18 protein-coding genes and 1 pseudogene are annotated in these 18046 nt (G+C 56.4%); 14 read left to right on the top strand and 5 right to left on the bottom strand.

The genetic code is table 11. The annotated features are described in order from the left end of the window. Positions 1–78: 78 nt before the first annotated feature. The 3 genes from VGK48_04175 to VGK48_04185 all read right to left on the bottom strand — a co-directional run bounded on the left by VGK48_04175 (position 79) and on the right by VGK48_04185 (position 1606). Positions 79–525 carry a M67 family metallopeptidase gene (locus VGK48_04175; protein ID HEY2380360.1) on the bottom strand — a complete coding sequence of 149 codons (447 nt, stop codon included), beginning with the start codon at positions 523–525 and terminating at the stop codon, positions 79–81. Next, on the bottom strand, positions 522–1214 hold the full coding sequence (locus VGK48_04180; GenBank protein HEY2380361.1) for a phenylalanine--tRNA ligase beta subunit-related protein: 693 nt from the start codon (positions 1212–1214) through the stop codon (positions 522–524). Before VGK48_04180 ends, VGK48_04175 begins: the two co-directional genes overlap by 4 nt. Positions 1215–1372: 158 nt before the next feature. Continuing rightward, positions 1373–1606, bottom strand: coding sequence for a hypothetical protein (locus VGK48_04185; GenBank protein HEY2380362.1), 234 nt, complete (start codon positions 1604–1606; stop codon positions 1373–1375). 261 nt (positions 1607–1867) lie between these two features. Between VGK48_04185 and VGK48_04190 the strand changes: the two genes are divergently transcribed. Next, the gene (locus VGK48_04190) at positions 1868–3715 is read left to right on the top strand and encodes an ATP-dependent DNA helicase (protein ID HEY2380363.1); all 1848 of its coding nucleotides are present in this window, start codon (positions 1868–1870) and stop codon (positions 3713–3715) included. 75 nt (positions 3716–3790) lie between these two features. On the opposite strand, the gene VGK48_04195 is transcribed toward VGK48_04190, so the two are convergent. Beyond that, positions 3791–4009, bottom strand: coding sequence for a hypothetical protein (locus VGK48_04195; protein HEY2380364.1), 219 nt, complete (start codon positions 4007–4009; stop codon positions 3791–3793). A gap of 274 nt (positions 4010–4283) precedes the next feature. On the opposite strand from VGK48_04195, the gene VGK48_04200 reads away from it, so the two are divergent. From VGK48_04200 to VGK48_04220, 5 genes and pseudogenes are all read left to right on the top strand, one after another. Beyond that, complete coding sequence (locus VGK48_04200) at positions 4284–5471, top strand: sodium:proton antiporter (GenBank protein ID HEY2380365.1); 1188 nt, start codon at positions 4284–4286, stop codon at positions 5469–5471. Between the two features lie 690 nt (positions 5472–6161). Further along, positions 6162–6425 carry a hypothetical protein gene (locus tag VGK48_04205; GenBank protein ID HEY2380366.1) on the top strand — a complete coding sequence of 88 codons (264 nt, stop codon included), beginning with the start codon at positions 6162–6164 and terminating at the stop codon, positions 6423–6425. Between the two features lies 1 nt (position 6426). Beyond that, on the top strand, positions 6427–6684 hold the full coding sequence (locus tag VGK48_04210; protein HEY2380367.1) for a DUF5985 family protein: 258 nt from the start codon (positions 6427–6429) through the stop codon (positions 6682–6684). A gap of 4 nt (positions 6685–6688) precedes the next feature. Next, positions 6689–6949 (top strand): DUF5985 family protein, encoded by a 261-nt coding sequence (locus VGK48_04215; GenBank protein HEY2380368.1) that lies wholly within the window; start codon positions 6689–6691, stop codon positions 6947–6949. A gap of 48 nt (positions 6950–6997) precedes the next feature. Further along, positions 6998–7138, top strand: a pseudogene (locus VGK48_04220) (hypothetical protein). A 183-nt stretch (positions 7139–7321) separates the two neighbouring features. On the opposite strand, the gene VGK48_04225 reads toward VGK48_04220, so the two are convergent. Continuing rightward, positions 7322–7519, bottom strand: a complete 198-nt coding sequence (locus VGK48_04225; GenBank protein HEY2380369.1) for a hypothetical protein — start codon at positions 7517–7519, stop codon at positions 7322–7324. Positions 7520–7723: 204 nt separating this feature from the next. Between VGK48_04225 and VGK48_04230 the strand changes: the two genes are divergently transcribed. The 8 genes from VGK48_04230 to VGK48_04265 all read left to right on the top strand — a co-directional run bounded on the left by VGK48_04230 (position 7724) and on the right by VGK48_04265 (position 17989). Then, positions 7724–8590 (top strand): universal stress protein, encoded by an 867-nt coding sequence (locus VGK48_04230; GenBank protein ID HEY2380370.1) that lies wholly within the window; start codon positions 7724–7726, stop codon positions 8588–8590. A gap of 216 nt (positions 8591–8806) precedes the next feature. After that, positions 8807–10492 (top strand): mechanosensitive ion channel family protein, encoded by a 1686-nt coding sequence (locus tag VGK48_04235; protein HEY2380371.1) that lies wholly within the window; start codon positions 8807–8809, stop codon positions 10490–10492. A 70-nt stretch (positions 10493–10562) separates the two neighbouring features. Beyond that, positions 10563–11636 (top strand): mechanosensitive ion channel family protein, encoded by a 1074-nt coding sequence (locus tag VGK48_04240; GenBank protein HEY2380372.1) that lies wholly within the window; start codon positions 10563–10565, stop codon positions 11634–11636. A gap of 254 nt (positions 11637–11890) precedes the next feature. Continuing rightward, positions 11891–12121 (top strand): hypothetical protein, encoded by a 231-nt coding sequence (locus tag VGK48_04245; GenBank protein ID HEY2380373.1) that lies wholly within the window; start codon positions 11891–11893, stop codon positions 12119–12121. 66 nt (positions 12122–12187) lie between these two features. After that, positions 12188–15514 carry a hypothetical protein gene (locus VGK48_04250; GenBank protein ID HEY2380374.1) on the top strand — a complete coding sequence of 1109 codons (3327 nt, stop codon included), beginning with the start codon at positions 12188–12190 and terminating at the stop codon, positions 15512–15514. A gap of 24 nt (positions 15515–15538) precedes the next feature. Next, positions 15539–16243: a 7-cyano-7-deazaguanine synthase QueC gene (gene queC, locus VGK48_04255; GenBank protein ID HEY2380375.1), complete on the top strand. Its 705-nt coding sequence runs from the start codon at positions 15539–15541 to the stop codon at positions 16241–16243. Between the two features lie 33 nt (positions 16244–16276). Next, complete coding sequence (locus VGK48_04260; GenBank protein ID HEY2380376.1) at positions 16277–17350, top strand: tetratricopeptide repeat protein; 1074 nt, start codon at positions 16277–16279, stop codon at positions 17348–17350. 51 nt (positions 17351–17401) lie between these two features. Continuing rightward, positions 17402–17989, top strand: coding sequence for a tetratricopeptide repeat protein (locus tag VGK48_04265; protein HEY2380377.1), 588 nt, complete (start codon positions 17402–17404; stop codon positions 17987–17989). The last annotated feature ends 57 nt before the right edge of the window (positions 17990–18046 follow it).

Raw genomic sequence — 18046 nt, forward strand, 5'->3', positions numbered from 1 at the left:
TGGCGCCTTCGATCTTCACTTCGGATTGGCCGGCCGTCATCGGCCTCAGTGGAGTTGGAATCTTTACGGTAACGGTGCTCATTTCGAATCTCCCTCGGTAAGAAGCGGCTCTTCGTAAAATTTCTTATCGCTTTCGTTCAGAACCCAGCTCTGGGCGCTGGCTACTTTTCCGTTCCGAACCGACACAATCAGGTAAGACCACGCATAGGCCATGATTTCCACGGCGCGGTCGGTGTCCGTCTGCGATGCGCGCGACGGATGATCCGGATGCGAATGATAAATACCGATGATCTCCCAGGAACTTTTCTCAAATTCGCGTTCGGCACGCATAAAATCGAGCGGGTCCATATCATACCGGTCGGCCGCACGCTCTTTGTTGTTGTTCCTGCATTGCCGAAAGGTGTGGACCGTGTGGTTTTTCTCCGCGTCGGCTGTGCCGATCATCAGACCGCAGCATTCGTTCGGATACGATTTCTCCGCATGATCGTAGATCTCACGCAACACAGGAGCCGGTATTTTGATCATAGCTCTTTCGCAACCTTCACAACGCCGCCTGCAAAACGAATCATGGTTTCGGCAAATTCTCCGTTGGGCACCGTCGCGCCGTGGGGTGCGAACGTCACCCATAAGATCCGCTTGCACTCTTCGGTTACGCGAGTCCGCATCGAATCCGATATCGGACTGCCGAACGGGCCCTGCCGATCCACTAGCAATGGAAAATGCGCCAGGTTGAGCTTGTCGCGGCCGATACCTTCGTAGCTTTCGCCTTCCCGGCCAATCCGCCATGAAACCGGCGGCTCGATCTTATCGGCGTCATAGAGGCCGATCGGCCACAACAACTTCAAAGAGAAGTAATTTACCAGATCCACGACCGAATTGATGAAATAGAGTCCTTTTCCTTTGACGGCCCGGCGCAGGAGCGACTCGGAAGACGGCCGGTATCGCGTGGGATCCAGGCCCGCGCGATGAAAAATCCCGCGGATGAGCCGCACCGCCGGAATCTCGCCAAGCGGCTGATCCTGGTGCTTGCGCGCGCACTCGCCGGCAAGGCCGTTCAACATCGCCTTCAGTTCCCCGGGAGATTCTTGAACCCGCAATCCATCGATCTGAAGGAGGCCCACACGGGCCGCCCCGTCGAATTCTTTTGCGATCTCGATCGTCTCGATCATGAAGAAGGAATTATATGGCAGGATGGCGAGGCGGCTTCGCTGCACAAAAACGCGATTTCAACACGATGTGTAAGCGACCCCCTGCCCGCGCTTCGCGCTGGCTGTCCCCCTTTTCAAGGGGGACAGTAAACTCTCCCCCTGATACAGGGGGAGAGAGCCGGCCGCGAAGCGGCTGGCAGGGGGTCGCTCACCAGGACTGTCTTCTACGCGGATCTCCGCTTGTTCGGATCCTTTTCGGTCTGCTGATTAGGCTGATTGGGTTGTTTGGGTTGTTGCGGTTTCTGGCCTTGAGGTTGTCCCTGCTGCTGCCCGGTCGGTTGATGCATGGGATCGGGGTTCTGCTCGCGCTTTTGATCTTTCGTCATATCGTTCCCAGGCTTCTTCCACTGATCCTGTTTTTTCTCGTCCGGATTCGGATTTGGATTCGGATTAGACATGCTTAGCTCCTTATTGGGTAAAGTCAAGGGAACCTCTGCAGATGAGAAGCCACACCCTCAACCCCTGTGCCCGCCGTATGATGCATCGAAGCGTGGAGTCCTGCCGGACACCGCCGTGGAATGTGCCGGGCACCCGGAGACTCCTGGTGGACTCGCTCGTAGGATGCAGACCTACGGGAAATCGCCGGATCTGAGGACAAACGAGATCCACCTGCACGAATGTGACCGCTTCTGGCCGGGGGCAGGCGGTACACTGGGCAGGTGATTGAGGATTTCTTCGGGCCCGGCGGAATACTGGAACAGAAACTTGACGATTACGAGCATCGGCCATCGCAAATTCGAATGGCCGGAGCGGTGCATCAGGCGCTCGAACAGCAGAACCACGTCATCATCGAAGCCGGAACCGGCACCGGAAAAACACTGGCCTATCTTCTGCCGGCCCTGCTCTACGGGAAACGCATTCTGGTCTCGACCGGGACCAAGACGCTGCAGGACCAGATCTTCTATAAAGACATTCCACTCCTGGAAAGTGTCGTCGGACGGCCGATTCGAGCCGCGTACCTGAAAGGAAGAAACAACTACCTCTGCCGGCTCAAGCTGGAGACGCTGCACAGCGAGGGCTTGTTTTCGCCGCGCGAGCTCCGCTCATTTCAATCGATCCTGGATTGGGCGAAGGAAACGGAGACGGGCGACCGCGCAGAACTCGGTTCCGTGGGCGACGATTCCGAACTATGGTCGCGCATGGACGCGCGGCGGGACCGCTGTCTCGGCTCGAAGTGCAAAGACTACGAGCGCTGTTTCCTGACGCTGGTCCGGCAGAAGGCGATGGAAGCCGATATCGTCATCGTGAATCACCACCTGTTCTTTGCCGATCTTGCGATCCGGAAATCGGACGTTGCCGCCATCCTGCCGGACTACAGCGCTGTGATTTTCGACGAGGCTCACGATCTTGAAGACATCGCGACCGACTACTTCGGATTTCACATCAGCAACTATCGGCTTTCCGAATTCATTCACGATGCGCGAAAGTTGGAGGTCGACGTCGATCCGGCCGCGCGCGCCTCGGAGCGGTTTTTCAACGGATTTGCGCTGCTGCGCGACGGCCGCCATCCGATACCGGAACTCGAAGGCATCGATGCGCTGATCGGAGCACTGCAGGACGCGCGCAAAGGCATCAAGCAAAAGAAGGATTTCTCCGGCGAATACGAAGCGCTCGCCAGACGCTCGGGCGAGATCCAGTCGGAGCTTGAAATATTCCGCAACGGAAATCTCGAAAATTACGTCTCCTGGATTGAACGCCGCGAGCGCGGGATTTTCCTGGAAGCCTGTCCGATCGATGTCTCGGGCATGCTCTCGGAACGCCTGTTCACGCGCGTGCCAACCTGCGTGCTGACCTCCGCGACACTGACTGTCGCGGATTCGTTCGATTACATCCGCACGCGAATCGGCTTCCATGAAGGCCGCGAACTCTCGCTGGCGACCGAGTTCAACGTTCGAAAACAGGCGCTCCTCTACATACCCAACCGGATGCCGGACTACAGGCATCCGGACTACCTCGAACGTGCCGCCGAAGAGATCAGGCTGGTATTGCGGGCCTCGCAGGGCCGCGCGTTTGTCCTGTTCACCAGTTATAAACAGATGCAGGCGTTATTCGAGATTGTCGCCGATGGTCTTCCATACCCCTGCCTGGTGCAGGGCAAAGGCGGCGGCAAAAGCCGCCTGCTCGAGGAATTCAAGATGACCGCGAATGCCGTGCTTTTCGCCACAGCAAGCTTCTGGCAGGGCGTGGACGTCAAAGGCGAAGCGCTCAGCGCCGTCATCATCGATAAGCTTCCCTTCCAGGTTCCGTCGGATCCCCTGGTCGCGGCACGGACTGCCCAGATTCAGAGCACCGGAGGAAATGCGTTCTCTGAATATCAGGTGCCGAATGCGATCCTGCGCCTGAAGCAGGGCTTCGGACGCCTGATCCGGTCGGCGAACGATCGCGGAATCCTCGCGGTCCTGGATAACCGATTGAGCACGAAGTCATACGGCAGGCTCTTCATGCAGAGTCTGCCGGATTATGAAGTGACGGATAAGATTCAGGACCTCGTCGAATTCATGCAATAGGAAGGTTAGTGGTCATGGTCCCATAAAAGCAAACCAACGAAATCGGCATGGCCGTTCCGTTGCTTCAAACCTGCGTCATCGAAGGGCAAGGACATCAACCACAGCAGGCTTCGCCCCAAACGTGTACTGGCTGTCAACCGCGGGCACTGGAGCATCGAACGCGTTCACTGCAACATCGACAGGAATGACGATGAGGACCGTAGCCAAATCCGAACCGGCTTCGGCCCCGAAAACATCACCCGCTTGCGGCGCTTTGCCGTCGGCATCCTCAAGTCCCTTCAGAAACCCGCTCAATCCATCGCCGAAATGATGCGCAAACTTGCCTTCAATACCCGTCTCGTCTTCGGTTACTTGCGCATGACTGACAATCCTGCCTAATCCGCAGGGCTTCTGAAAGAAATGTGAATATCCAGAAGATTCTTGTTCCTGTTGCCGTTCAAGAGCCTCGTCCCAGGTTGTTTGCCAACCGGTGCCGTCTCAATAACCGTTGGCCTCTGAGTCATCATAGCGCAGTCGTCCTGGTGTTTGCGTTGCGGTGCCAGGCGATGTTCTAATGCAGGTCTGCTTTATGGACCTGAGCTTTGAAACAAGCGCGTTGCTGCTCTTGATCTCGGCGGTAGTGGCGATGATGACCCGAAGGTTCCGCCTTCCGTACAGCGTCGGCCTGGTCACGGCCGGAATCGTCATCGCATTGCTACCATTCGCGCCGGAGTTCCGCCTCACGAAGGAACTTTTGTTTACCGGGCTCCTTCCACCTCTCATTTTCGATGGCGCGTTTTATCTTGACTGGAAGCACTTGCGCAAGGATCTCCCGGTAGTGCTAGTCTTGGCAACTCTAGGCGTGCTACTCTCGGCGGCAGTCACCGCCGCTGGAATGCATTACCTCGCGAACTGGCAGTGGTTGAATTCACTTGTATTCGGAGTGCTGATTGCAGCTACCGATCCCGTTTCCGTCATCTCGACATTCAAGGAAGCCAAGGCACACGGACGCTTGCTCCTTTTGATAGAAAGCGAAAGCCTCTTCAATGACGGTACGGCAGCGGTTCTCTTTGCAATTTGCCTGGAACTCGCATCGGGCCGCAGCCTAACCCCGATGGAGATGACCGCGAAGTTTCTCATCACCTTTTTGGGCAGTCTTCTATGTGGCGCGATCGTCGCTGGGGCAACGCTCTTACTTGCGGGGAGGACGGACGACCATTTGGTAGAAATAGCGTTCACCACTGTTGCGGCCTATGGCTCTTTTCTCCTTGCCGAACACCTTCACCAGTCCGGTGTGCTCGCCACTTTGGTAGCGGGGCTGATTTTGGGCAATACGGGGCACCTTGGTGCAATCACGGATCGGGGCCGGGAAGCTGTCCAGGCGTTCTGGGAATACGCGGCGTTTGTAGCAAACTCGTTCGTGTTCCTGCTGATCGGCATGCGCGAGGCGCGTCAGAACTTCGCGGCAGGACTGCCCTCCATTTTTGTAGCTATCCTCATCGTCATCCTCGCACGCGCAATCGCGGTCTATCCGTGTTGTGCCATGTATTCTCGATCGAGATTTCGGGTCACTGTCAGACATCAACACGTTTTGTTCTGGGGCGGGTTGCGGGGCGCCCTCGCCCTTGCACTTGCTCTTGCGCTTCCCCCCGAGATGCCTCAGCGAGAAACCGTTGTCACAGTCAGTTTTGCCGTTGTCGCCTTCTCAGTCTTCGTTCAAGGTCTGACTTTGACGCCGCTACTTCGAAAATTCGGAGAGATCCCCGTGTCACGGTGATCGGCGTACGGCCTATCGCCGCCGTGGCGCGCGTGGTGGTGGCGGAACCACCACTGGAGTTCTGATACGCTCCATCAGATCGGCCAATTCACCTTGCTGGCAACCGTATCCACGGACAGATCGACAACAGGGCCCTTGCGGCGCTCGATCGATTGGCGCACTTCAGTCGCTTTGGAAGTTGGAATCGGTTGTGTCGAAATCAGTCGAATGGCGATGCTGGTCGGGTCAATCCGCGCTTGTTGCGCGACGATAGCGAAGATGTCCTCCAGGGGTGAACCATCGGCGCACAGGACCGTTGAGGATCATCCGAGCAAGCAAGTCGTTGGTACGCGATGCGTCCGCTTCGGCCCGCTCACCTCCGGAGCGTTCATGCCGACCAACAGGAAGACCATGAATGCACTTGCGCAATCGCTACCAGGTTGGTGAGAAAGAGGAGGGCCGCGCCTCCCATAATGATCAGATTCCGTCCGCTGCCGAGACTCCAATTAGGGTTATCGTAACGCCGCGGGGGTAAGGGAATCTTGGCAAAATGGGTGCGGTTGGTATAATCGGGAACGAGCAACGATTGTGGATGACGATGCCAGTCAAGCCGTTGACCAGTTTCTGCGAGACCACATCGATACCATCCCCCATTTGGAGGCACTCCTGTTGCTATGGACCAGTCGGCCAAAATCGTGGTCGGTAGAGGAAATGGCCAAAGGTCTGTATGTGGATCCCGAGAGTGCGAAGCGGATCTTGGAAGACTTGATCCGGCAGCACCTGGTCGTCATCACCGCTGGATTGCCGGCAGGCTACCGCTACGAACCGGATCCGGATCGTGATCGAATCGTCGGTTCAGTGGATTCTACCTACCGCCGAGAGCTGATTCGGGTGTCGAGACTGATCCATTCCAAACCATCGGCAGCGGTTCGGGCGTTTGCTCGGGCCTTCCGTCTGAAAAAGGATACCAAATAATATGAGTGCCTCAATCTATATTCTGGGCGCTCTCACCGGCTTGTGCTGTGCAGTCTTGCTACTTCGTGGCTACGCGCGAGCAAAGAAGAAGCTGCTGCTTTGGAGCGGACTGTGCTTCGCGGGCCTGACGGTTTCGAATGCCCTGGTTTTTGTGGATCTGGTGCTTTTCCCTGATGTGAACCTGTACCGTCTGAGACTCGGTACCGCCGCTGCCGCGATGATTCTTCTCCTGTACGGTCTGATTTGGGAGAGCGAGTGAAGACATGATTGACGGGTTTTTGCTAGGAGTGATCGCCACCGCGTCGGTTGCCGCTGGATTGTTTTTCCTGAAATTCTGGCGTACCACTCAGGATTCGTTCTTTCTCGCTTTTGCGGCGTCATTTATTGTTGAAGGCTTGAACCGATCCGCTGTGCTGCTAACGGACAGACCGAATGAAGCGACCCCATGGACGTATCTCGTCCGGCTTCTCTCGCTGCTTCTGATTCTCGGGGCAATTCTAAAGAAAAACTACGACAAGATGTGAGAAGCGCGGTTACCCACGTACATCGCTTCCACTTTGTAGTCTCCCATTGTGTTGAGCTTCGGTTCCGAAGCAAAAGAGTTTCTCTTAAACGAGGCAACCGATCCGAGATACGGTGCGCGCCACTTGAAACGCGCCATCGAACGGCATGTTGTCTTTCCGCTCTCCAGCCTGATATCAACCGGACAGATCGATGCGGGAGTAGACGTACCCGGGACCCTCAATCGCATGACCAATCGTTTGCGAATATTTTCGCTCTCCGACGTTTCGATTACGATGACGACATCGAACGCCCCATCGAGGCCGAGGACTGGGCTTGAGGTACGCCGGACCAGTCCACCCAGGCATGAGTGCGCGTTTCGGATTGCGGCAGGGTCAGGAAGGTCGGGCAAACAGTTTGTTTTCGAGAAAGTAATGAACGAGACCCGCGTCTTGTTTCTTCTCCATCGCCATCTCGATCCAGAACCAACTGAGCTCAACCTGGTCGCAGAAATGAACGGACAAGTCCAGATACAAGTCCGCGGACTTGTTTTCGCAGCCGATAAAATCAAGATAAATGGTATTCGCCGTCACAGTTCGATTACTCGCAACGGATACAGGATACATTGGTGCTGCCGGAAGCTGAAGAAACTTGTCGCGCAAACGGTCAGGTGCGGTGGTCCGCAAGAGACTGGCGCGCAATACTCTGGCCCCGCCGCGGCTCGATTCGCAGCGCAATTCTGGTCCACCAAGTGATAACCTCTGTAACCAGCTATGGACCAAACGAAGCGAATCTTTGTGGCTATCGATTTTAGCCCTTCTTCCGATGAAGCTTTACGCCAGGCGGCCGGGCGTGGTGCCGCTACACACGGCAAGCTGGCGGTTTGCCACATTGTGCCTAACGAGCTTCGAAGCAATCTCCTGTTCCCTCAGTTCTCCGAACGTGAAGCCGTGGCGGTGCCGGCCGAAGTCGAGAAGGCGGGCGAGGCCGTGTTGAAGCGTGTGGCTGAGGTGGTTGGCAATGCGGAGGCGGAGATCATAGCCGACCACGGTTCGCCATATGCCGAAATACTCAAACGGGCGGAGGCATGGAAAGCAGATCTCATCGTCATCGGAAGCCACGGAATGACCGGCGCGGATGGGATACTGCTCGGAAGCGTCACAGCCAAGGTAATCCGGTATGCCCACTCGCCCGTGCTTGTTGCCCGAAAGCCCAGTTCCCGGGGACACATCGTTGCCGGTACGGATTTTTCAGATCCGGCGCTGCCCGCGATTTCGGCGGCCGTGAATGAGGCGCGACGGACCAACGCGCAACTCACCGTAGTTCACAGTCTTGATCTCTATCGAACGACGCCCGCGGCTGGTGCAATGGAATTGGCTTCACTTGCAGTCAGCGAGGAAATCTGTCAGGACATGGAAAAGTATGCCCGGGAGCACATCGGCGAAATTCTCAACAAATTCGGTCTGCAAGATCACGCGCTTGTAACGCGCGGTCCGGCGGCTCTCGCTTTGGTAAGTGCTGCCTCGGATCTGAAGGCCGAATTGCTCGTGGTCGGAACAGTGGGACGAACCGGCTTGAACCGGTTATTGCTTGGCAGCGTGGCGGAGGCGGTTGCTTCGAATGCTCCCTGTTCGGTCCTGATCGTGCGCGCGCACGGGGCATAGTACCGGCTGAATCGACCTAAATCGTAGATCCCTCGCGAATGGCTGTGCTGGAGCCGGCTGGCGGCCCAGCAGTGACGTTCGTCAAATGCCATCCTTTTTGCTTCATCGGACCCGCTCACGCCGCGTCTTAGTCCATGTACAGAACGACCCGGATCAATTAAGATCGCACTGAGGGTCGTTCATGGCCTCTCCAGTGCAAGCAAACGCGCTATCCCAATGAATCCGGCAAACAAATCGAATGCCGCCGTGAAAGGCCGCCGTCTTCTCAGGCTGCTAAGCGCTTGCGGTTTTCTTATTCTGGCGTTAATGCCATACGCCGTTGCTCAAGATAAGAGTACCGGCACACCCTCGGCGCCGGTCGTTGTCGATGGAAAAGACTTGTTTGTCGTGCACGAGCGAATCTTTTCGTTCTCTCCGGAAGATCGCGCCAAGGCGGTATCCGAACGAATTCTTAGACTCTCCCAGCAGCCACCCTCAGAGGTGCTCCCGATCCAGGTTGCAGACTACGAAAATACGACTGAAATTACGGCTCGCGACTTCGTGATCATGACGGTGACGGACGCCGACGCTGCTTCACTTGGTCTCAGCAGGCAACAGGCAGCGAGTCAATACGCCCAAATTATCGAATCGACAATACGATCGCTACGCGCAAGATACAGCGCGCGTACCCTTCTGCTCGGCAGCCTCTATAGCGTTGCTATAACGATTCTGTTCATCGTCACGTTGAGGCTGATCTCGCTGCTATACCGGCGGTCGAAGGAATATGTTGAGACTCATGGGCGCGAGCGGATTCCGGAATTCCGGATTCAGAGAGTCCAACTGCTGAGTTCCGCTCAGATTACCGGAACCATCCTTACGGTGCTTTCCGGCACCCGGGCGGTCGGCGTGCTGATTCTCACTTATGTCTACATCTCCATCGTCTTCAGTTTCTTTCCTTGGACGAAAGGGTATGCGCGAGTCCTGCTTCAGTATGTAACGGATCCCCTCCGTTCGATCGCGTCGGCTTTGATCGCGCACGTGCCGGACTTCATCTTTGTCATTGTCATCATCCTCGTTGCCGGATACCTGATCAAACTCGTGAAGTTCGGCTTCAACGAAGTCAAAAAGGGCAACATTCAGGTCGACGGCTTTTATCCGGATTGGGCCGATCCGACTTACAAGATAGTCCGCTTCGTGATTATTGCCTTGTCCGCCGCGGTCATTCTGCCGTATCTGCCGGGTTATCGTTCACCGGCATTCCAGGGAGTCTCTATTTTTGTCGGAGTTCTCGTCTCATTGAGCTCGACGGCCGCAATTTCCAATGCCGTCGCAGGGCTGGCTTTGACATACACGCGCGGCTTTCAGGTTGGCGACCGCGTCAAGATCGGCGAGACGGTTGGCGACGTCCTGGACAAGACCCTGTTGGTGACGCGCGTTCGAACGATAAAAAATGTCGATATCTCTATTCCGAATTCGCTGGTTCTCGCGAATCACATGATCAATTTCAGCTCGTCGGCAAAGCGCGATGGACTGATTCTCCACACCAGCATCACTATCGGCTACGACGCGCCCTGGCGCCAGGTGCACGATCTTCTGATTCATGCAGCGCTGGCAACCGGGAACATTCTGCCCGAGCCGAGTCCGTTCGTGCTGCAGACCAGCCTTGATGATTCATATGTCTCGTATGAGATCAATGCGTATACAAACAAGCCCAGCCTGATGGCTCGAACCTACTCGGATCTTCACGAAAACATTCAGGACAAGTTCAATGAGGCCGGCGTGGAGATCATGTCACCTCATTACTCGTCGATCCGGGACGGCAACGACGTAACGGTTCCCGAAGAATACCGGCCTCCGGATTACTCACCTAAAGCTTTTCGCGTGCAGTCACCGCGACAACCACAGAACCAAGACCGCTCTTGAAGGGCCCCACTGAGGCAGAAACAAGTTCCGATTTTCCGGCGTCAATCGGTCTATCCTGAGAGATTGCAATATGGAATCGACGCTCCGGTTTATCGAACGACACTGGGAAGTGCTTCTGCCGCCGTTTACGGTGGTGGTTGTAACGATTCTCGTAGGCTGGGCCGTACGCAACGCCGTATTTCGGTCCGCCCGGACCTGGGCGGCCAGAAGTAAATCCAGGCTGAACGATATCGCTTTTGAAGCACTGCGTACTCCAGTCATGATCTGGATCGTCATGCTCGCCGTGCATCTCGGCGCGCAAACGTCGAGGCTGCCGCTTCGAGTTCAGGATGAAGTCGCGCGGATTCTCCTGATCCTGTTCATCACTTCCATGACGCTGGTTTTTTCGCGGCTCGCCGGCGTCTTGATCAGGCTCCACGCTGGAGGTGCTTCCTTCACCAGCCTCACGGAAAATCTCGCCAGGATCGTGGTCGTGCTCCTGGGCGCGATGGTCCTGCTGAACACCGTGGGCATTTCGGTTTTGCCGATTCTGACAGCTTTAGGCGTCGGCGGTATTGCCATTGCGCTTGCGCTTCAAGACACCTTATCCAATCTGTTTGGAGGTTTCTACCTATCGCTCGCGGGACAGGTGCGGATTGGAGACTACATCAAACTGGACTCCGGAGAAGAAGGCTTCATTGCCGATGTGAGCTGGCGCAGCACTTCTCTCCGCTCGCTGCAAAATAATGTGATTATCATTCCGAACGCCAAGCTCGCGAAAGCCACCGTCACGAATTACGATCTTCCTGAACGATCCATGTCGATTTCCATCGTGGTTTCAGTCGAGTACGGGAGCGATATAGACATGGTCGAGCGCGTTTTGCTCGAGGAAACGCGCACCGCCGCCGGAAAGGTACCCGGGTTATTAAACGAACCGCCTCCGGCTGTCCGATTTATCCCCGGCTTCGGACCTTCATCGCTGGATCTGACGCTGAGTTGCTCTGTGCAAACGTTCGCAGACCAATACCTGATCCAGCACGAACTACGGAAAAGAATACTAAAGAGGTTCCGGTTGGAACACATCGAGATGCCGTTCCCAACGCAAACCCTTTATATGCAAGCAACTCCGACACAGTATCCGGCGGATACACCCGAAAGTGAATGAACACGGACGAAACGATGAACTCCTCCTTATACCCGGACGTTGCGGTCAAGCAGCGCGCCGGATTAGCCGAATCGGCTCCAGTGGAATGTTCTTGCCGGCATTGAGAAGCCGGCCATGGCAAGGATGATACCGGCGCTGTATTCGAATTTGAGTTCCGAAATGCGTTTTCTAATTCCGAAAATCGGATTTGAACTCCGAGATCCGATTTCTAATTCCGAAAGCCGAATACATGACTCTCAGGCAAAATAAAACCCATGGCCCCTAAAAAATCACTGAAATCGGCGAATACGCGATTACGCTCTTCGGGTGTCATCCGTCTCCTTGTGAGTATGCAGGAACTTGAGGCCGTCCAGCTGAATCAAGCCAAAGCGCACACAAAGCTGGTCGAGGTTGTTGAAGGCCTCGGCGGGAAGGTTAACAACCTAACCATCCCCGTCGATCGACTGGTCGAACGGGATCTTGGCCGTTCCAGCGGCGAGATGTAGCTGCTGCAAGACGGGAACACACAAAATCTTTGCGCATCCCGTGCGTTTTGTGGTCTCTTCCAGGTAATGCTTCGAAAGCCGGCATTCTGGATTGTCTTCGCCGTCATCTCCGCGGCCGCAGCCGTCTTCACATTCAAATATTTCTCCACGGCGTTTCCGCTCGTCTCCATCGACCTTCAGATGAACCGGAAGGATGCGCTCGATGCGGCTCGCGCCCTGGCGCAAAAGAATGCGTGGCCGCCGCAGATGTTCAGTCAGGCAGCCGAGTTCAGTACCGACCAGGAAACACAGAATTTCATCGAACTTGAAGGGGGCGGAAAGCCCGAGCTCAGCCGGATTTTAAAACAGAAGATCTTTGCGCCTTATACCTGGGTGGTCCGGCACTTCAAGGAAGGCGACGCTCACGAAACCCAGATCCGGTTCACGCCTGAAGGCCAGCCTTACGACTTCAGCGTCAAGCTGCCGGACCAGGAGAAAGGCGCGAGCATTTCCGCCTCGGATGCGCGGAAGATCGCAGAAAACACCGCCAGGGCGGACTGGAACATCGACTTCAGCAAATACCAGCTCGCCGAGTCCTCTAAAGACGACAAGCCCGGCGGCCGCACGGACCACGCGTTCGTGTATGAGAGGCAGGATGAACGGCTTGGCGCGGGCCGCTATCGTTTGCGGCTGGTTGTCGGCGGCGACAGGCTGACCGGGCTTACGCAATACGTCCAGATCCCGGAAGCCTTCACGCGCCGGTACGAGCAAATGCGGGCGGCGAACGATGCGATCAACGCCGGATCGAGCATTGCGGTGTTCGGGCCTTACCTGCTCGGATTCTGCGGAATCGGTCTGTTCTGGATGATCCGGCGCCACTGGGTGTTATGGCGGCAGCCGATCGTCTGGGGTCTTTTCATTTCGCTGCTGATGGGATTGCAGGAATTGAATGCATGGCCCCTGTCGTGGATGAAGTACGACACTGCGACGTCTGCAGGCAGTTTTGAGCTCCGCCAGCTGATGAACGCCGTCGCCGTCTTCGGAGCATATGCGCTTCTATTGACGATCTCATTCATGGCGGCCGAGACATTGTCGCGCCGCGCCTTCCCACGTCACGTTCAGTTGTGGAAGGCATGGTCGAAGAGGGCCGCGCCTTCTCCCACTGTCCTGGGCGAGACGGTTACGGGATACCTGCTCGTGGCGCCTTTCTTTGCCTACGAGATCGTGCTGTATTTCTTCGCGCAGGGAAAACTAGGCTGGTGGACGCCCTCCGACTCGCTTGTGAATCCCGACATGTTCGCGAACTACGTCCCTTCTCTTTCCGCCATCTCGCAGGCGGCTCAGGCAGGATTCTGGGAAGAGTGTTTTTTCCGTGCCATCCCGCTTTCGATCGCCGCTCTGATCGGCAACAGGTTCGGAAAGCGCCGGGCGTTTATCGCAATAGCGATGATCGTTCAGGCTTTGGTGTTCGCTTCAGGACATGCGGGATACGCAAATGAGCCATCGTATGCGCGGGTTGTCGAATTGATCATCCCGTCGTTCGTGTTCGGCACGCTGTTCCTCCTCTTCGGGTTGTTGCCCGGAATCGTTCTCCATTTCGCATACGACACGACATGGATGGCGCTGCCGCTGTTCGTCGCATCAGGAACCCGGGCGCACGTCGAACAGGCGGTTGTTGTGGCTGCCGTTCTCGTTCCTTTATGGGTCGTTCTCGCAAACCGCGCACGAGCGGGAAAGTGGCTGGAAGTACCGGAAAATGTTTTTAACGGCGCCTGGCAACCGCGCGAAGTGCCGGCGGCAGCCCGGCCGGAGCCCATAGCGGAACCTGCCCGGACAGCGATCTCACCGGCCGTCTGGCGCGCCGCGCCGATCGCAGGGCTTGCCGGGCTTGTCATTTGGATACTCGCTTCGCCCTTCCACACGGACGCGACGACCATTCGGATTTCAAGGGTCGAGGCGATTCAGAAAGCGCGAGAGGCACTTTCTCAACGGGGAGTTCAGCTTCCGAATTCGTGGACCGTGTTGAGCGAGGTCGAGGCGCAGCCCGGCGAAATCAACCGCTTCGTCTGGCAGACCGCCGGCCCGGACCATTATAGAAAACTGCTCAGCGTATACGTCACTCCACCAACGTGGTTCATCCGCTTCGCTCGTTTCGAAGGCGATGTGGCGGAACGCGCGGAAGAATACCAGGTCTACGTCGATGGCAGCGGACACATCTTGCGCGTCGACCATAATCTGCCTGAAGCGCAGCCCGGAAAAAACCTGACGCAGAACGAAGCCCGCATGATCGCGCTGAACGCCCTCGGAGATCCGGCCTTCTTCACAGAAGTATCCGCGGATGCCGGGAAACGGCCGGCACGAACAGACTGGACGTTCGTGTTCAAAGACACGCGGGATTATGGATTGCCTCAGGGTGAGCCGCGCGTTTCGATCGAAGTCGACGGCGACCGGATCGTCGATACGGCACGTTATGTCTACGTTCCGGAAGAATGGTCGCGCCAGGAACGCTCCCGGCAAACGTTGCCGAATATCCTTGGAACTCTCTCCACTGTGATCCTTATTGCGATCCTCGCGACGGCTGCTGTCGTTGGAGTCGTTCAGTGGAGCCGCGGCCACAAATTCTCGCCGCGGACATTTTTTGCGGTCTTCGCGACGGTTGTCATCGTGGGCGCGGTGAATACTTTGAATAGCTGGCCGCTGGTTGCATCGCAGGCTGTAACAACACAACCTCTGGCACTACAGGTCGGCATCGCAATCGCCGGTTCGCTCGTCTTCAATCTTTTCAGCGGTCTGGGGCTCGGGCTCGCCGCCGGCCTGGTTGCGGCCAGGATAGGAACGTCACCGGAACTCGCCGCGCAAAATCGGCGAAGGCCTGTTTTGATCGGTATCTCGGTTGGGCTATGCATGGCCGGCGCCGGAGCCCTCGCGCGGCAGGCGGCTCCGGTATTGGTTCCTGCATGGGGAAATCTCGCGGCCGCGTCCATGGCCGTACCGTTGGCCGGAGCTTCACTCGCGCCGCTCACTTCGTTTTTCAGCCAGGCGCTCCTATTGCTTTCGCTCATCTACACGCTGAAGCAGTGGCCCCGCGCAAATTGGATTTGGATTGTGGCGGGCCTGGCGCTGGCCGGAGCTTCAGGTATTGAGACGATAGTGTCGTGGCTGATTCTTGGCGCTGTCACAGCGATAGTTTTATTGATCTTTTATGCGCTGGTATTCCGGCACGCTCCGGAGCTGCTGATCATCACTGTGGCAGCTCTGTCCATTCTCTCGACACTGCGTGATGGGTTCCAACGCGCATCTCCCGCCGGATTGCCGGGTTCGATCATCGCGGCCATCGTCATCGGAATCGTAAGCGGGGTGTGGTATTCGAGCTCCCGGAGGCAGCCGCCTGCCCCTTTGACATTTCAGAGCTAACCCTATTAAAATCCAGTCTCTTAAATGAGTCAAACGCCCAATAAGACCAGAGCCGTGGTTTTAATGAGCGGCGGGATGGACAGCTGTGTCACCGCCGCCATTGCCGCTCAAGAGTATGAAATCGCGGCTCTCCATGCCAGTTACTGCCAACGGACGGAAGCCCGTGAGCTCCTGTCGTTTCAGCATCTTGCGGATCATTTTGGGGCGTTTACGCGGCTTGCGGTGAGGCTCGATCACTTCCGGGCGATAGGCGGTTCCAGCTTGACCGATTCGAGTATGAACATCCGGAACGCGGACCTCGCCAGCGATGACATTCCGAACACATATGTGCCTTTTCGGAATGCGCATTTTTTGTCGATCGCCACGTCATGGGCCGAGGTCCTGGGGGCAAATAAAATTTTCATTGGAGCCGTCTGGGAAGACAGCTCCGGATATCCGGACTGCCGGCCCGAATACTACGAAGCTTTTAACCAGGCGATCCGGGCGGGCACCCGCCCCTCGAGCAATATCCTTATAGAAACGCCGCTCATCCATCTTTCCAAACGAGAAATCGTTCAGAAGGGCCTGGAACTGGGCGCGCCGTTTCATTTGACGTGGTCGTGTTACTGCGACTCAGACACTGCCTGCGGTGTCTGCGACAGTTGTGCTTTGCGGCTGAGAGCGTTTCAAGAATCAGGCATCGACGATCCGATTGGTTATGCAAACAGACCGGAGTACGCAAGAATTTGATTTTCTTTGTTTCAATTCCTGACGGAGGCATCTATGAAGTTGGTAACTAAAATCCTGCCTGTCCTCGTGACGGCATTGTTGCTCGCCAGTCCCGGCTTTGCACAGACGGGGAACCTGACGGGGAAAGTGGTCGATACCGATGGGAAACCCCTGAACGGCGTCACTATCTCGATCGATCGCCAGGGCATCTCTGGACATTTCGAAGTCAAGACGGATAAAAGCGGAAACTACGTACACGCCGGCCTGCCGACCGGCAATTACAAGGTCAGCGTCTTAAAGGACGGAAAGCCGCTGATGGCTCTCGACGGCCGTGTTCAGTTCGGCCAGGACAACAAGCTCGATTTCGACCTGAAGGATGCGGGCAAGGCAGCCGCGGCTGCGGCGAATTCGAATGCGAATATCGAAGAGCAGAGAAAGAAGATCGCCGAAGAAAAGGCCAAGAATGAGGCGACCAAGGCGGCATTCGAAAACGCCCGCACGGCAATGGCCGCCAAGAACTACGACGAAGCCATCCGCCTATTCAGTGAAGCGGCAAAGAACGATCCGACCCAGCACGTCATCTATGCAAATCTTGCCGACGCAGACGCGCAGGCGAAGAAATACGATGATGCGGCGGCGGCATACAACAAAGCCATCGAACTGAAACCCGATGAGGCCGGATATTACAACAACCTCGGTATCGTCCTCGCCAACCAGGGCAAGATCGACGACGCGACTCAGAAGCTTCAGAAAGCCGCAGAACTGAACCCCGCCGGCGCCGGCCAGGCGTATTACAACCTCGGGGCTGTCCTTACGAATAAAGGCAAGACCAAGGATGCCGGCGATGCTTTCAAGAAAGCGATCGAGCTGAATCCGAATATGGGTCCTGCTTACTATCAGCTCGGGATCTCCTATTTCGGCGCGCCCGACACGATTCCGCAGGCGATTCCGGTTCTTGAAAAATTCATCCAGATCCAGACCGCCCTGCCCGAAGCTCAGCAGACACCGCAGGTAAAGTCGGATATCGAGGCTGCCAAGCAGTTGATCGCTGCAGCCCAGGCGAGCGCGCCAACCGGTTATCAGAGCGAAAAAGGGAAGGCGGACGCCGCCAAAGCAAAGAAGAAGTAAACGCAGTAACCACAAGAGGCACAAGGAGCACATCGACGCTCTGAGCCTCTTGTGGTTTATCTCATGCTTACCTCACGCAATATCCATTTCGCTATCCTGGGCCTCATCATCGGGGCCGCGTCCGGATATATTCTTGCCTTCTATCAGGTTCAGGCCGGGATGCCGCGGACCGTGGCCGCCGCATCCCGGGCCGGATCAAACCTCCCACAAAACCATCCCGACGTGAGCAACGATCAGTTGCTCGCAATGTTCAAGGAAGCGCTATCGAAGAATCCCAACGACGTCACATTGATGACGCGGTATGCAAACTTCCTTTTCGATATGGGCCGGTTCAGCGAAGCGGTGGACTGGTTTCAAAAAGTGCTGATCCAGCAGCCTGCCAACCTGGATGTGAAGACGGACTTCGGCACAGCGCTCTGGAATGCAGGTCAAAAGGAAAAGGCCATGGTCACCTATCAGGAAATCCTGAAGGCCGATCCAAAACATATGGCCACCCTGCATAATCTGGTGATCGTGCACATGGAAGAGCGTGATTTCAACGCCGCCGAACAGACGCTGAAACGGATGGAAGAGATCGATCCGAAGTACGACGGACTCGATCCTCTCAAGAAACGGCTCGCCGAACTAAAGGGGCAATAGGGGGAAATGAGAGGGGGGTCGCACACCTGAATTCCTGAACTGCGGAATTCGGGTGTG

It is taken from the genome of Terriglobia bacterium, assembly GCA_036496425.1.
Classification (GTDB): Bacteria; Acidobacteriota; Terriglobia; order 20CM-2-55-15; family 20CM-2-55-15; genus 20CM-2-55-15.

Bases quoted from the DNA above. Each gene is read 5' to 3' on its own strand.
- VGK48_04175 (HEY2380360.1), bottom strand. From the start codon at position 525: ATGATCAAAATACCGGCTCCTGTGTTGCGTGAGATCTACGATCATGCG.
- VGK48_04215 (HEY2380368.1), top strand. From the start codon at position 6,689: ATGATTGACGGGTTTTTGCTAGGAGTGATCGCCACCGCGTCGGTTGCC.
- VGK48_04235 (HEY2380371.1), top strand. From the start codon at position 8,807: ATGAATCCGGCAAACAAATCGAATGCCGCCGTGAAAGGCCGCCGTCTT.
- VGK48_04210 (HEY2380367.1), top strand. From the start codon at position 6,427: ATGAGTGCCTCAATCTATATTCTGGGCGCTCTCACCGGCTTGTGCTGT.
- VGK48_04185 (HEY2380362.1), bottom strand. From the start codon at position 1,606: ATGTCTAATCCGAATCCAAATCCGAATCCGGACGAGAAAAAACAGGAT.
- VGK48_04200 (HEY2380365.1), top strand. From the start codon at position 4,284: ATGGACCTGAGCTTTGAAACAAGCGCGTTGCTGCTCTTGATCTCGGCG.
- VGK48_04260 (HEY2380376.1), top strand. From the start codon at position 16,277: ATGAAGTTGGTAACTAAAATCCTGCCTGTCCTCGTGACGGCATTGTTG.
- VGK48_04245 (HEY2380373.1), top strand. From the start codon at position 11,891: ATGGCCCCTAAAAAATCACTGAAATCGGCGAATACGCGATTACGCTCT.
- VGK48_04205 (HEY2380366.1), top strand. From the start codon at position 6,162: ATGGCCAAAGGTCTGTATGTGGATCCCGAGAGTGCGAAGCGGATCTTG.
- VGK48_04240 (HEY2380372.1), top strand. From the start codon at position 10,563: ATGGAATCGACGCTCCGGTTTATCGAACGACACTGGGAAGTGCTTCTG.
- VGK48_04250 (HEY2380374.1), top strand. From the start codon at position 12,188: ATGCTTCGAAAGCCGGCATTCTGGATTGTCTTCGCCGTCATCTCCGCG.
- queC (HEY2380375.1), top strand. From the start codon at position 15,539: ATGAGTCAAACGCCCAATAAGACCAGAGCCGTGGTTTTAATGAGCGGC.